14 protein-coding genes and 1 tRNA gene are annotated in these 13,994 nt (G+C 32.3%); 11 read left to right on the forward strand and 4 right to left on the reverse strand.

Going from position 1 to position 13,994, the window contains the following annotated elements:
- From mutM to PF572_04175, 6 genes are all read left to right on the forward strand, one after another.
- Positions 1-900 (forward strand): bifunctional DNA-formamidopyrimidine glycosylase/DNA-(apurinic or apyrimidinic site) lyase, encoded by a 900-nt coding sequence (gene mutM, locus PF572_04150; protein ID MDA3840257.1) that lies wholly within the window; start codon positions 1-3, stop codon positions 898-900.
- Between the two features lie 63 nt (positions 901-963).
- Positions 964-3,759 carry a hypothetical protein gene (locus tag PF572_04155; protein MDA3840258.1) on the forward strand — a complete coding sequence of 932 codons (2,796 nt, stop codon included), beginning with the start codon at positions 964-966 and terminating at the stop codon, positions 3,757-3,759.
- Positions 3,760-3,859: 100 nt separating this feature from the next.
- Entirely contained in the window at positions 3,860-4,801 is a 942-nt protein-coding gene (locus PF572_04160; GenBank protein MDA3840259.1) for an FAD-dependent oxidoreductase, read from the forward strand.
- A 168-nt stretch (positions 4,802-4,969) separates the two neighbouring features.
- Positions 4,970-5,125 (forward strand): 50S ribosomal protein L33, encoded by a 156-nt coding sequence (gene rpmG, locus PF572_04165; GenBank protein ID MDA3840260.1) that lies wholly within the window; start codon positions 4,970-4,972, stop codon positions 5,123-5,125.
- A gap of 68 nt (positions 5,126-5,193) precedes the next feature.
- The gene (locus PF572_04170; GenBank protein MDA3840261.1) at positions 5,194-5,847 is read left to right on the forward strand and encodes a hypothetical protein; all 654 of its coding nucleotides are present in this window, start codon (positions 5,194-5,196) and stop codon (positions 5,845-5,847) included.
- Positions 5,848-5,850: 3 nt separating this feature from the next.
- Positions 5,851-5,921 (forward strand) — tRNA-Trp (locus PF572_04175).
- A gap of 1,851 nt (positions 5,922-7,772) precedes the next feature.
- Here PF572_04175 and PF572_04180 read toward each other — a convergent pair.
- The 4 genes from PF572_04180 to PF572_04195 all read right to left on the reverse strand — a co-directional run bounded on the left by PF572_04180 (position 7,773) and on the right by PF572_04195 (position 9,817).
- Positions 7,773-7,925, reverse strand: a complete 153-nt coding sequence (locus PF572_04180; protein ID MDA3840262.1) for a hypothetical protein — start codon at positions 7,923-7,925, stop codon at positions 7,773-7,775.
- 38 nt (positions 7,926-7,963) lie between these two features.
- Positions 7,964-8,350 carry a hypothetical protein gene (locus tag PF572_04185; GenBank protein MDA3840263.1) on the reverse strand — a complete coding sequence of 129 codons (387 nt, stop codon included), beginning with the start codon at positions 8,348-8,350 and terminating at the stop codon, positions 7,964-7,966.
- 4 nt (positions 8,351-8,354) lie between these two features.
- Positions 8,355-8,504: a hypothetical protein gene (locus tag PF572_04190; protein ID MDA3840264.1), complete on the reverse strand. Its 150-nt coding sequence runs from the start codon at positions 8,502-8,504 to the stop codon at positions 8,355-8,357.
- Positions 8,505-8,812: 308 nt separating this feature from the next.
- Entirely contained in the window at positions 8,813-9,817 is a 1,005-nt protein-coding gene (locus PF572_04195) for a hypothetical protein (GenBank protein MDA3840265.1), read from the reverse strand.
- Between the two features lie 259 nt (positions 9,818-10,076).
- Between PF572_04195 and PF572_04200 the strand changes: the two genes are divergently transcribed.
- From PF572_04200 to PF572_04220, 5 genes are all read left to right on the forward strand, one after another.
- On the forward strand, positions 10,077-10,370 hold the full coding sequence (locus tag PF572_04200) for a hypothetical protein (GenBank protein ID MDA3840266.1): 294 nt from the start codon (positions 10,077-10,079) through the stop codon (positions 10,368-10,370).
- Positions 10,371-10,381: 11 nt separating this feature from the next.
- Positions 10,382-10,945 carry a hypothetical protein gene (locus tag PF572_04205; protein ID MDA3840267.1) on the forward strand — a complete coding sequence of 188 codons (564 nt, stop codon included), beginning with the start codon at positions 10,382-10,384 and terminating at the stop codon, positions 10,943-10,945.
- 4 nt (positions 10,946-10,949) lie between these two features.
- Positions 10,950-11,144: a hypothetical protein gene (locus PF572_04210; protein MDA3840268.1), complete on the forward strand. Its 195-nt coding sequence runs from the start codon at positions 10,950-10,952 to the stop codon at positions 11,142-11,144.
- A gap of 128 nt (positions 11,145-11,272) precedes the next feature.
- Positions 11,273-13,591, forward strand: coding sequence for a hypothetical protein (locus tag PF572_04215; protein ID MDA3840269.1), 2,319 nt, complete (start codon positions 11,273-11,275; stop codon positions 13,589-13,591).
- 23 nt (positions 13,592-13,614) lie between these two features.
- On the forward strand, positions 13,615-13,994 hold a 380-nt coding region (locus PF572_04220), incomplete at its 3' end, for a transposase (GenBank protein ID MDA3840270.1).

Genomic DNA, 13,994 nt, shown 5'->3' on the forward strand with positions numbered 1-13,994 from the left:
ATGCCAGAATTACCTGAAGTAGAAACAATCAGAAATGATTTATCAGAAAAGATAGTAAATAAAAAGATTGTTAAATTAGAAGTAAAAAAAGTAAAGCTTGTTAAAAACACTCAAGAAGTTTTTATGAGTGTTTTGTTGAATTCAAAATTTTCCTATATAGACAGGATTGGAAAACTTTTAATATTTACTATCAAAAAAGGAGATTTAGAAAAATATCTTTTGGTTCATCTGAAAATGACAGGTCAGTTTATCTATGTAGGGAAAAATGAAGTGGTTGCTGGAGGGCATAGTAATTCCAGGGAAGAATCAAAAAAATATAGACTAGGTGGATTAGAGAAAGATTTACCAAATAAATTTTCACATGTAATTTTTCATTTCCACGATGGTTCTACTTTGTATTTTAATGATATGAGACAGTTTGGCTATTTGAAAATAGTTGATGCTCTAGAGCTCAAAATGATTAAAGGGAAATACGGGATTGAACCTTTGCAGAAAAACTTTACCTGGAAAAATTTTCAAAAAGTTTGCGAGGGTAAAAGAACAAACATAAAGGCTTTTTTATTAAATCAACATATGATTTCCGGTCTAGGTAATATCTATGTTGATGAGATATTATTTGCATCTGGAATACTTCCCACTAGAAATGTGTCAGCTCTTAACGAAGATGAGTTGAGAGAGTTATTTGAGAATACAAAAAATATTATTAAGAAAGCGATAAAACAAAGAGGAACAACTTTTAGTGATTATGTTGACTCAAAAGGTGAGCGAGGTGGTTTTGCTAATTTTTTGAAAGTTTATGGAAAAGAAAAGACTGTTTGTCCAAAATGTCTGCGAACAAAAATATTAAAAATAAAAGTAGCGGGGAGAGGAACTAGATTTTGTCCTAGATGTCAGAATTAAGCAAAATTTTATAAAATAAGCTAAATATGTTATAATTGCTGTATTAATACATCAATTTTTTTTATGCAAAGAGCCATTTTTTCAAAAGCATTTGTTATTTTTTTAGGTTTTATTTTTCTTTTTTCTTTAGCCTTTCTCTCTTCTGATTCCGTTGTGGCCCAAGAAGAGGTTTGCGATTCGACTCATGTGAGAGTAATTGCCAGAAACGATGTAGGCAAGTATCTATCAGATATTGGTTTTGAAATATATGAAACAGTTTATGATGCTGACCGGAACCCAAAACCTGGGAAAAAAGTAGCTGGGGGGACCATTAGTGAAATGCTTGGTTATTCTGATGTCTCTTTTGTTCCAGCGGAAAGTGAATATACAATAAAAATGTGGCACCTCAATAATAATGTTGGTGCTTTTTGGTTTTTTGGAGATATTAATTTATCCTGTGGTGAGGATTTTGAAATAACGGAATATTTAAGTGGTTTTAATTTCGTTTTGCGAAATGCTGATGGTGAACTCAGAAAAGATGCTAGTATTTCTCTTTATACACAAAGATATGACGTTGATGGGGATCCAATCAAAGAACGGCAAGATTTAGTAAAACTGCTTAATACTTCGACAGAAGGTGAGACCACTATTTACGTTGCCGATTCTTCTAGATATTTATCAACGGAAGACGGAGGCGCTTATGTTTTTGTTTCTCCCGGCAAAGATGGAGGAGAATTTATTTATTATGACCTAGATTTGAGTGATGGTTCAACCGAACAATTTACATATATTTTTAGTGATATTGCTTTTTACATCGAAGATGATTATGGAGTTCCTTTTCCAGCCAATACGAAGATCGAAATATATGAACAGGATTATGACTATGACGGAGAGGAAATGCTGGGAACAAAGATTAAAGATATTTTAACAGATGATAAGGGTTTTGCATTTTTTGAATATCCTGAAGGAACTTATGCTGTACGGATAAAGAATGGTAGTGGTGATTATCAAACATTTTGGGATTTAGAAATGATAGATCAAGAGAGAAATAATGTTGGCTTAGTGGTTGAAGGGGAATGGGCAGACGGAGGAGGTGCTTGTGAAGCTACCTCTAATTTGGAAATTGTTACTAGAAATTATGACGGGGACTATGTCCCAAATATTTCATTTGAACTATATGAACAAGTTAGTGATATTGATGGTAGTCCAAAGGTTGGAAACAAAGCTGTCGGTGGAAAAGTGAATGAGCTAGGCAGAGGTATAGTTCCTTTTCACCCAGACCCAAGAAAATATTATATCTTAAAAATGTATGATAAAAATGCAAACATCGGAGAATTTTGGTTTTATGATTATATTAAATTTGCTTGCGGAGAAGATAGAAGTATAACCAAGGATTTGAGTTCTATAAAATTTGTACTGAGAGATGCCGATAATAATTTAAAAAAGAATCAAGCCTTTTCGGTCTACACCCAAAAATTCGACATAGATGGTAAACCAATTCACGAGAAAAAGGATTTATTGAGCTCCGCTCTAAATACTGGAGAGGAAGGATTCGTGAGAATCTATGTTGCTGGGCCTCATCCTTATGACAACGAGAAGAAAGGAAAATATATTTTTTCAGCCCAAGGAACAAATAGAGTAGAATATATTGCTTACGACCTAGATGTGATAAATCAAGAAGACTTAAATTTTGATTATGTTTTTAGCGATATTTTTTTCAATCTAAAAGACGCCAATGGCTCTCCATTAGAAAACATTGATATTGAAATGTATAAACAAGAAAGGAGTGTTAGTGGAAATAAAATTCTAGGTACTCTAGTTACCAAACAAAAAACGAATTCAGAAGGAATGGTAAAATATGAATATCCAGCAGGGAGTTATGCTGTTCGCTTCAAGGATGATGTTGGCCAATATTTTACTTATTGGGATATTAGAATTAATGACAAGCAAAGGGCAGTTAAAGAATTGAAAAGAAATTTAGTTAGGATTACCCTGCGAGGCGCTAGTGGAAATATTTTACCAGAAGGGACTAGTGTTAATGTTTACTCCATGATAGCCGATGATGATGGACAACATTTTTATAGAAACAAGAGTATAAAAACTTTAAAAATTACGGCCAAGGGCTATGTTGATATTTCTTTGATTCCGGACGTTTATCTTTTTTCATTTAAGGAGGATAAAAAAGAATATGGTTTTGCCATGGAAACGCTCAATGGGACTCTTCACAAGATTGAGATAAAAAAAGTTTCAGATAGAGAAATAAAAGATGACACTAGTTTTAGAGTAATTAGGAGTGCTGGCTCAGCTAGCACAGATAGCTCTTCATTAACCGAAAAACTGAAAGGCTATATTTTACTCCAAGTAGAGAACAATGGAGAAGCTTGGTATGTTGATGCTGAGAGTAGTAAAAGATACTATATGCGCGATGGAGGAGTGGCTTATCAAATGATGAGAGATTTTGGCCTTGGGATTTCAAACGAAAACTTGAAAAAGATTCCAATAGGGACTAATGATAGGTTTGAAATATCGGATTATGATGGTGATGGTCTTTCAGACAAGATTGAAGAAGCTCTGGGAACAGACATGTATGCACGCGATACTGATTTAGATGGGTACAATGACGGGGAAGAAGTGAGAGGTGGTTACAACCCTCTCGGAATTGGAAGAATGACTGAAGATTTGGCTTTAGCAAATAATTTAAAAGGAAAAATCCTCTTACAAGTTGAATCTCGTGGCGAAGCTTGGTATATAAACCCGGTAGACGGAAAAAGGTATTACATGAAAGACGGTGAAGCAGCATTTAATATTATGAGATTCTTAAGTCTCGGTATCACAAATGCCAATCTTTCAACAATCGAGGAAGGAATAATAAATAACTGAATAAACTCTTTTGTCATTCTGAGGAGCGAACGTTAGTGAGTGACGTGAGAATCTTTTTCCACGGGCAAGATTAAGAATAATAATTAATAAAAAATAAAAAATGTACGATATTGTTATAATAGGAGGAGGACCAGCTGCAATTTCATCTGGAATATATGCGTCTAGAAAAAAATTAAATACATTATTAATTACAGAGTCTTTTGGAGGTCAGTCTATTGTTTCCGATAGTATAGAAAATTGGATAGGTGAAGAGAATATTGGCGGTTTTGATTTAGCTCAGAAATTAGAAAAACACCTAAGGGCCCAAGAAGGAATAGAAATAAATATAGGTGAAAAAGTTGAAAAAGTCTTGGAAGAAGGAGAGACATTCATTGTTAAAACAAACAAGGGAGAATACAAAACAAAAACAGTCATGGTTACATCTGGAGGAAGGAGAAGAAAAATGGGTGTGCCAGGTGAAGAAAAGTTTAATGGAAAGGGTGTTGTTTTTTGTTCGACTTGTGACGCTCCACTTTTTCGTGGAAAAGAAGCCGCTGTAGTTGGTGGGGGAAATTCTGGTATTGAAGCCGTGATTGATTTACTTCCTTATGCCACAAAAATAACCTTGATAAATAACACAGATATCTTAAAAGGTGATCCTCAGACAGTCTCAGAAATTGAAGGAAATGAAAAAGTAGAAATAATTCACAATGCCCAAGTTAAAGAAATAAAAGGAGAGGTTTTGGTTGAGGCTCTAGTATATTTGAATAAAGACGGGGTTGAAGAGATATTAAATCTACAGGGCGTATTTGTGGAAATTGGCTCAGTTCCAAATTCAGAGATGGTCGCTGACTTGGTGGAGCTAAATGATTATAAGGAAATAGTATCTGACCACAGAACATACGAGACTAGTAAAAAAGGAATATACGCCGCTGGGGATGTAACAGATGAAATTTATAAACAAAACAATATTGCAGCAGGCGATGCTATCACGGCAACTCTCTCCGCTTATAACTATCTTTTGAACTTCGATAAAAAAAGCCCAGCTCATGATACGGAATAGAAAGTCTATTATATTCTCTTGAAGGAGCAATGGTATATTAAGTAATATTTGTCAATATTGGCCATTATTGACAAAAGCTCGTAAATATAATATTATATTGAGAGTGAAATATTAATAAATATGATATTACAGGCTTGATTGTCTGTTTATTTTTATTAGAAAAAGCATATGTCTCAAGACAACATGATAAAGTTTGAATGTACTGAATGCAAAAGAGTTAACTATTTTTCAAGAAAAAACAAGAAAACTCTAAAGGAAAGAATGCAATTAAAAAAGTTCTGTAAATTCTGTAACGCTCACACTGATCACAAAGAAACAAAATAATTTATTTTGTTTCTTTTGATTTTATGATATAATATGAGAAGTTATATAATCATAAATCAAGGTTCGAAATGAAAAAAGGATTAATAATAGATAGGGTTATTAGTGATAGAGTGAAAGGATTTTCTTATAAGGAAATCAGCGATAAATATGGTATTTCAAAAAGTACCGCATCTTTGTGGCTGAAAGATGTTAAGCTTAGTAATGATGGTGAAGAAAGAATAAGTTTTTTGAGTGAGTCCGGAAGAAAAAAGGCCGCTAATACAAATAAAGAGAAAGCAAAAAATAGATTTCTTAAAGTAGTTGAAAATTGTAAGACTTTGACTATTAACCCCAGGAAAGAAAACGAAGATTTAAAAATTTATTTAGCACTTCTTTATTGGGGTGAGGGTGCAAAGACAGGAAGGAGAATGATGTTTATAAATTCAGACTCTGAAATGATTAAAACTTTCCTATATCTCTTGAGAAAGTCTTATCCTGTGGATGAAGATAAATTTAGAGCAGTTTTACATCTCCATGATTATCATGATCAAAATAAGATGATAAAATATTGGTCAAGCTTAACTGCTATTTCAAAAGAAAAAATTAGTATTTACAGGAAGAGTAATACGGGAAAACAAAAGAAAGATAATTATCAGGGTTGTATTTCAATAAGATATGGAGATGTGAAAATAATGGATGAAATTTTTATTATTATAGATAGATTTAAAAAAATATATAAATAACATGCGGGTGTCGTATAGTGGTAGTACAGGGCTCTCCAAAAGCTCTAGCGTGGGTTCGATTCCTACCACCCGTGCAAGATAAGATTTGAGTTTATCAGGATTAGCTGAAAGCTCGAATATAAGCGTCAATTTAGGTGTTCCATTAAGTATTTCATCATAGGTTGGTGTCTTCTCAAAGACAAGCCCGAATAAGGCTTGTCTTTTTGTTAGATTATCAATGTTTAACAGTATTTCAGCGGGGTGTTCCATTATTTTTTTGGCTTCTTTCAGAAAGTTTGAAATATCATATTCAGTGATTTCAACTTTATTTCTTTGTGTCTGGGCATTTTTAATATCTACTTCCAATTGTTCAACTTTTTCTTCTAATTTGTTCATAACAATAGCGCTTGTTGCTTTTTCAATTTTTTCAATTATGTTTGCTTGTTCAAGTTTTAGGTCCGACACAATAAGATTAGCTTGTGATGAAAAATGTGCAAGTTCTTTTTGTCTTTCGCGGTATTTATTGATAAATGATAATTCAAGTGCTCTTATTTGTTCAGGGCGGAATTTTATTGATTCAATATATTTTGTGATATTTTCTTCAAATTCTTTTTTGTTTATGCCTATATATTTATGTTTTCGGGCACAATGATATGTCGGAAAGCCATTTCCTGATTTTCCTTTGGGAGAGCTACCTAAAAAAGGTTTTTTGCAATTAGGACATAATATAAATTTGTAAGGAAAAAGAGGATTATTTTTTTGTCTCAGGGTTATTTGTTTATCAGGATAATAATCGTATAAAACCTCATATTTTTCATCTCCCAGGTCTTTTACGAATATCTTGCCCCTATTTGCCTTATTGAACATTTCTATAGCGACTAGTCCTTCATATTTTGCCTTAATTGGCCTGTATTTCGTCCATTTCCTTATTAGTACTCCGCAGTAAGTTGTATTCCGTATATCCCTTTGCATTTTCTTGATAGTTAAGGGATTGTTGCCCAGTATTTTCAAAACATTTTCGTGAGATTTATCCCATTTGTTGTAGCCTTTTGTTCTAAAGCCCATAGCATTAACTTTATTGACTATTTCCTGGTCTGTAAAATTGCCAGACGAACGCATTTCAAAAATTTTAATCCAATATTTAGCTCGTTCAGGATCAGGAATTTGAATACTTTTCTTTTTATTACCAGCATAAGTTCTTTTAATTTTAAATCCGTCCGTGGCTGAACCAATGTGATAGCCGTCAGCTGTTAATTCTATTTGTCGCCCAATGGTTCTAGTTAAAATATTTCTTACTTCTTGATTACTATAATCAGCCATTAAGTTTTCAGCCATACCGCTTGGAGAATAGCGGGACCAGTTATATTCAAAACCGACGTGTTCTAGTGTGTTCTGAGTAGGTTGGATTAATCCTGCGCTGTCAATTAATTCGACACCGTGTTTTGCTAATTCACGTTTTATTTCTCCATATGGAAGTGTACCTCCTCGAGTAAAGCGATCAATGCTTCTGAATATTAGATAATTTACTGCTCCCGGGTGATCTTTAATGTATCGCATTACTTCACCGTCAAAAATAGGTCGGTATTCTTTTCGTCCAGAAAATGGTTCTTTGAACACCTTGTTGTCTGGTAAAATATTTAGATTTTTTTTAATTGCTATATCCCGACATATCTTTTCTTGCGTATCAAGGCTTTCACCCTCTTGGGCTTGTGTAGCAGTGCTAACACGGCAATAGATGATACAGTTTTTTTGCATATTGTTAATTTATTTATTAATCAAAAAGGGCGTAGTTATCCTGCTTTGAACCCAACTACCAAAAGATAATTGAAGCAGGGACTACGCCCTTTTCGGATTGCAATAAATAAAAAATTGCAATAAAAAATCTTTTGGTTAAATTGGGTTCATAGTTATATTAACAGTAGTTTTTAAAAATTTCAAGTTTGTGTTTAATTTAGGTTGGAATTTTTCTTTTCTATCCAAATTTCAAAAAGCACATCAGCCAACTGATCGTGTAGTATGCGAAGTTCGTCAATTTGTTTGTCCGACATATATTGACCCGCTTCTCCTAATTCATTTTTAAAATCTGTAAATGATAACATAATAAAAATTTAAGTGGGGGGGGTGGGGTGGTTCGAATTTAATTTTGAGAATCCGACTTTGAAGTTTTAAGAGCTGTATCCGCGGTTTCTTTTGTAGCTAGCCTATGGTTTTTGAAAGGGTTAGGTCTTTTCTCTCTGTTTGCCCAAGACAATATATGTGCTGGACTTTTGCCATCCTTGTAGGCGAATAAATGACAATCTGGAAATTCGCACTTAGTAACAGATTGAGACGTGCCCTCGCTACATTCAAAACATCTTTTACGGATAATTTTTATTAATGAGCCCTTTCCCATCTTTTTCCCCATTCGGTATGTATAAAAATGACAATCAATTTTAGCACAATTTTTTACTTCCCCTACTTGCTTATCACAACACCAAAGACAGTAGGCACGAATTGATTTTAAAGGAGTTGGTATGTTCTTCATATTTTTAATTAAATTTGTCCAAAATTAAATTACAAACTATTTTAGCCATTGATATTTTTTGTTTCCGTTTTTCTTTTCGTAAAACGTCATAAACATCTTTTGTAATTCCAACTAATTTAGTAATCACAAGTTTTTCTTCATTAGAATAATGCATACATTTTAAATTATATTTTAATAAGGGGGCTCCTCCGGTTCCTCCCTGCCCGAATATCTTCTTCTACTTGCCCTCGAAAGAAACAAATCAATAAAAAAAAGAAATATATTATTCGGTATAGGGGTTTCACCATTTGTCGCCCAAAGAATAGAATTAAGAGATTTAATTATATTTTTTTGGCGGGCGATATATTTTTATGATAGCATTCGGGATTATTTGAATTTAAAAATGACATAAAAATTTGGGACAACACAAAAAAGAATGACCTAATTTTAGGGCATTCTTAGAATGTTAGAATTATGTTTTAATTATTTATTTGCTCTTTGTTTTCTTTTACGAAAGGTTTCTTTGCATTTTGAGCTACAGAACTGATGAGAAATGCCAGCTATGTTTGATAAATTATTTAATGAAGATAAACGTCCGCAGTTGTCGCAAAGATTTTTTGTTCTTGAAGTGACAGATATCGCCTTTTTTTCTTTAGATGACAATTTGTTGTGATTATTTTTTAACCTTAATTCATAGCAAGATCTATTTTCATTTTTTGAGCAGAATAAAGAATTTGTTTTATTATCTAATCTTTTTTTACATTGATGACAAATTGAGTTCACAGGAAAAGTGCTTTTTTGTCTTAGTTCTTTGAGTGTAGGTAATTTTGATTTAGACTTGATATCACGGATAAAAGCAGGATAGTATTTTAAAATAAATCTTTCAAGAAATTTTAGAGCTTCAATTTTTTTATAAGATAGAGAATCGCTATTTGCTATCAGTAAAATAATTTCAAATAATTCATAAACAACTTGAACTGAGCTAGTTTTATTGAGATTGTATTTGGACAGAAATTTTTTCGCGATGTAATTTTTTTCGATGTTATATTTTGGGAGTGCATTTTCTTTATAGTCCTCTTCAAGAGAAGTTGAATCATTTTGTTGAATTAAAGAAAGTCGTCTATCTAATAGAAGATTAATTATTTTTTGATTTGTTATTTCATCTTTAATTGAGCTAGAAAAAACTTTTCTAATGTTATCTTTTGATTTTTCAATAATTTTTTGGTCGATTAAATCCTCATCAATAATAAAATCAACAATGTTTTTATGTTTTTTCCCGAGAACTTCGCTAGTTTTTTTAAGGTATATGCTTCTAGTAGTACTTGAAAAAAAGATATTATAAGCTGTAATTTTAAATATAAAATCTATTATCCATTCGTCTTTTTTGGTAATAATTGATTTTAAGGTATCTGAAATTTCTTTATTAGCCTCAATAAAAATTTTTTCTTTATTTTTGTAAATTTTGCTTGTGTATATTTTTAACTTCATAATCTTTTTTATATTAAATATATTATAACATTATATTGATTTTTAACTATAATCGTGATAGATTATAATTGCGAACAACAAATAGAATATAAGTGAAGAAGCCGAAATATTCGAGCTATTTTGCTTATTTGCGTTCAGAATCGGGCACACCGACCAAACGCAAGTAGGCATCTTCACGGATACACCATTTGTTGTTCGCAGGTCTGGTGTGTCCGTTTTTGTTTCTTAAAATTAATTTCTAAAAATAATTTAAATATCTATGCAAGACATTACAAAACAACAAAAAACTAAACCTTTCCAAGGGAAGGAGTATGCTGTGAATCTTTTAATCGCTAATATTCCAGGAAGTATATTAATTGTTTTTTTGAAGCAGTTCGCTGGAATAATTGGAGCTTTGCCAACGATGATAATAATTTTTGGAGGTGCTTGGCTGGTTGGTAAAATAAGAGCAAGAGAAGGGAAGAGAGCGACAAGTAAAACTATCGTTGTTTGGATTTTGATAAATATAATCTTTGTTCTAATCGTTCCAGTGTTGCTTTTGGAACTATTATAAAATATTAAATTATGAAAAAGGTAGTTGATATTATTGGATATATATTTTTATCGTTAGCTTTTGTATTTTCAATAATTCATTTTTTTGTTATCAAGTCTGACGGTGTTATAACTACTGATTTGTGGGGCTTAGTGATTCCCGAACCACCTGTATGGACTTCCTATATTCCGGGAGCTGGTTATTTTGGAGATTTTTTTGAAATGCTTTCTTTGCACGGTATAATTGGTACAACAGTCTTTTTATTTTTAGGAGGAATAGGATATTTTCTTGTAAATTTTAAAGAAAAAAAGTCGAGTGAAATTCCATCTATTGAATTGCAAAAGAAGATTATAGATATGCAAGAAAAAGAAAAATTCAAAAGGAGTCTAACCGGGCAAATGGAATATTCAAAAAATGGTAATCCAATTATTTTTGGCGTAGAACTTGAAAAAGAAAATTTCCCCGAATTGTATAAATGGGCCCAAATAAATCCAAGTAGATTAATTGATCAGGTTAGGAATGTTGCTAATAAATGGCACGACGGAAATTACACCTCGGCTATTATCGCCTTGGAAGTTGATTTAAGTCACCAATAAATATATGTCAAATAAACTTCAAACAACAATTATAATTGCATTTGCAGTTATTTCTTTCTCAATTTTTTATTCTTTAGTCATAAACCCGCTTCAAAGAGAAAAAAAATTGAACGATTGCCTCAGTAAAACTTATGACAACGGGCAGAATTTTAAACTTCAATGGGGATGGGCAGATATGTGTGTAAAACAGTATAAATAAATCAGTTAAATTGACTTTTGCTGTAAAAAGTGGGAATATTAACCTATATTCCGTAATTCTTGAGAGCAATTTTAAAATACTCCAGCTTTACTGTTGGAGTATTTTTTGTAAAGAATAGGACCTAAACTATGTTTAGAATTAAGAATAATTTGTATAAAACAAAATATTACTGGCTAGCAAAAAAATGGTTTGAAAATAAGCCAGTTTTCTTATTTTGGAAAGCAAAGTTTAAAAGACATCGATATTTTAATACAGGTAAAGACGGCTTACGTTTTCTCTGGCCAACACTACCATCCTTTATTAAAACTATTACATATTTAGCTATTGTGGTGTATATTTTAGAATTATTTAATAAGGTATATCCTGTAAAAATATCGTTTGATGATAATGCAGTAGATACACTATTGGCTGCAATTGCGAGTATTACTGGTGTTTTTCTCGGTTTGTATTTTGCTGCTATTTCGAGCATAGCGAGTAATTTGTTGGTTAGGGCCACCCAAGATATTCGTCATTTTTTTCTTTCTTCGCCACGCGGACAACAATATGTAAAAACAATAGCGTCGACTGGGGTTATAACAATCTTTCTAATTATTACCAAAGCATTCGGACACACATTACACCCGTTTAGTTTGATTTTTGTTGCTATTCTTACTATGTATACAATTTTAAGATTTTGGAGTGTAGGATCAGATGTTTTTAACTCTCTTGAACCAAAGGATTCTTTCCCGTGGATAACGAAAGATATCGCAGACTCTATAAGGAACGTTACACCCCCTGGGTTCCAATGGAGGATTCCAGCCATACAAAACCATCATACTCGTTTAGTTGAATATGATTTAGATTTGTTAATGAATCTCATTAATTTCGGTATTGAAGAAATAAAGTTGTCTGATGAGCAATTATTGATTGCTGTTAAACATTTAGCAGGGCTTTTGTCTTATTATTCAGTGTATAAGAATAAAATCCCGACAAATAGTTATTGGTTTAAAGATGAATTTAAATTTGAAAATTGGATGTTGGCGGATCGTATAAAAATTTCATTGGCTATGCATACGGGAACAACAATTATGCCCAAGACAGTTAAAAATTACATTTGGTTTGAAGAAAAGATAATTGATTCTTGCTCGGTAATTATTAAACATTTTATTAAAAATGATAGCGTAGAATCGGCTGCACGAACAATTGATATTCTTGTAAACGTTGCTGAAATTTATGGTAAAAATTTTGATGAACAAGCTAATAAATTGATTATAAATGAGTTAGATAAATTTACAGATTTAATCCCAGAATCAAAAAACATACCAGAGTTTAATAAGGAAAAATTAGCATTTATTGATTCACGAAACAGATTGGTAACCTCTTCATTGCTCGGTTTATATAAATATCTCAATGAGTCTAAGGTGGAAACTTTAGAGAAAGCTTTTTTGGAAATTGATTGGATAAATAGCAAGGAAAGTGTATATTCATCGGGTTTACCGCACTCGGTTTTATTTTTACTTGAATCATTGTCCATCGAGTTGAAAAATGAAAAATTGGTAGAAGGGAAAAAAATTTCTCCCGAATGGTATATTAAAACATTATGTTTTCAGAAGTATTTATTTTCCTTGCAAACTTATTTTATTTTCGCTAAATCTTTCCACGAAAGTTATTTTCAAACAAGGTATAATAAATTTCTTTTAGAAAAAAAATTGTCATCGCTTGCTCAGCTTATCATTGGTTGGAATGAGTTTACAAACAAATACAGAAATATGGTAGCTATTTTAAAGATACACGTTGAAGAGTGTAATAAATTTCATCAAGTTAAGGATTTACCTTGGCCACAATTTGATTTTGAAGATGAGGAGAAAATTGTGTTAGATAGAGAAAAGGAGGTTACGGACAAGATGATAAGTTTGTTGCCTAGTCTGCAAGGGGCAGAAGTGGGAGATAGTTTACCGGATTATTTTGGTCAAGCGTTAACATTGGGAGTTCAAGCCTGTTATGACGCTTGTGAAAATAATGATCAAGAAAGATTGAAAAATATTTTTCCTTCAGTATTTAATGCTTCTTTGGCCGCCTATGATCTTACTCGTCAAAAAGTTCAAAGTTGGAGTCAAGAGCAAAGTAAAATTATTTACTCAACAGAACCTCTAATAAATCTTTTTGAAGTAAGCGGTTATGCAAAGTTATATTCTGAGTTATATCAAAATGCAGAATTGTGGAATATAGCACAAGGATTGTGGAATATTTATTTAGATGCCGGTGATGCAAAACAAATGATTCAGTTTATTGCATCTTTATCAGGTTATAGAGATTCTTTATTTGTATTGATGCCACAAGATGATTTGAGAGCGGGGTGGCAAATGATTTTTGGTAGAAAAATGGAAGAGAGTGAAGGTCAATTTCCAGGTAATTGGGGTCAAGTCTTGTATCTTAACATTTTCAATGTTAAAATTAATGCATCGTAATATTATTTTGTATATAAAAATCCATGGCAAGAGCATTAAGAATTGAATACCCGGGGGCACTTCACCATGTAACATCCCGAGGTAATGGGCGACAGAAAACTTTCTTAAACGAGGCAGATTTTATGCAGTTTCTTTTGATACTTAAAGATGTGTCAATAAGATTTAATTGGGTAATTTATTCATATTGCCTAATGTCTAATCACTATCACTTGCTGATAGAAACACCAGAAGCAAATTTAGCCAAGGGTATGCGCCAGCTAAACGGTGTCTATACGCAAAAATTCAATTATTTTCATAAGAGAGTGGGGCACCTATTTCAAGGCAGATATAAATCCATTCTAGTAGAAAAAGAAAACTATTTAGGAGAATTAATCAGATACATAATTTTAAATCCTGTTAGAGC

This window comes from Patescibacteria group bacterium (assembly GCA_027858235.1).
In the GTDB taxonomy this organism is placed as follows: domain Bacteria; phylum Patescibacteriota; class Patescibacteriia; order Patescibacteriales; family BM507; genus BM507.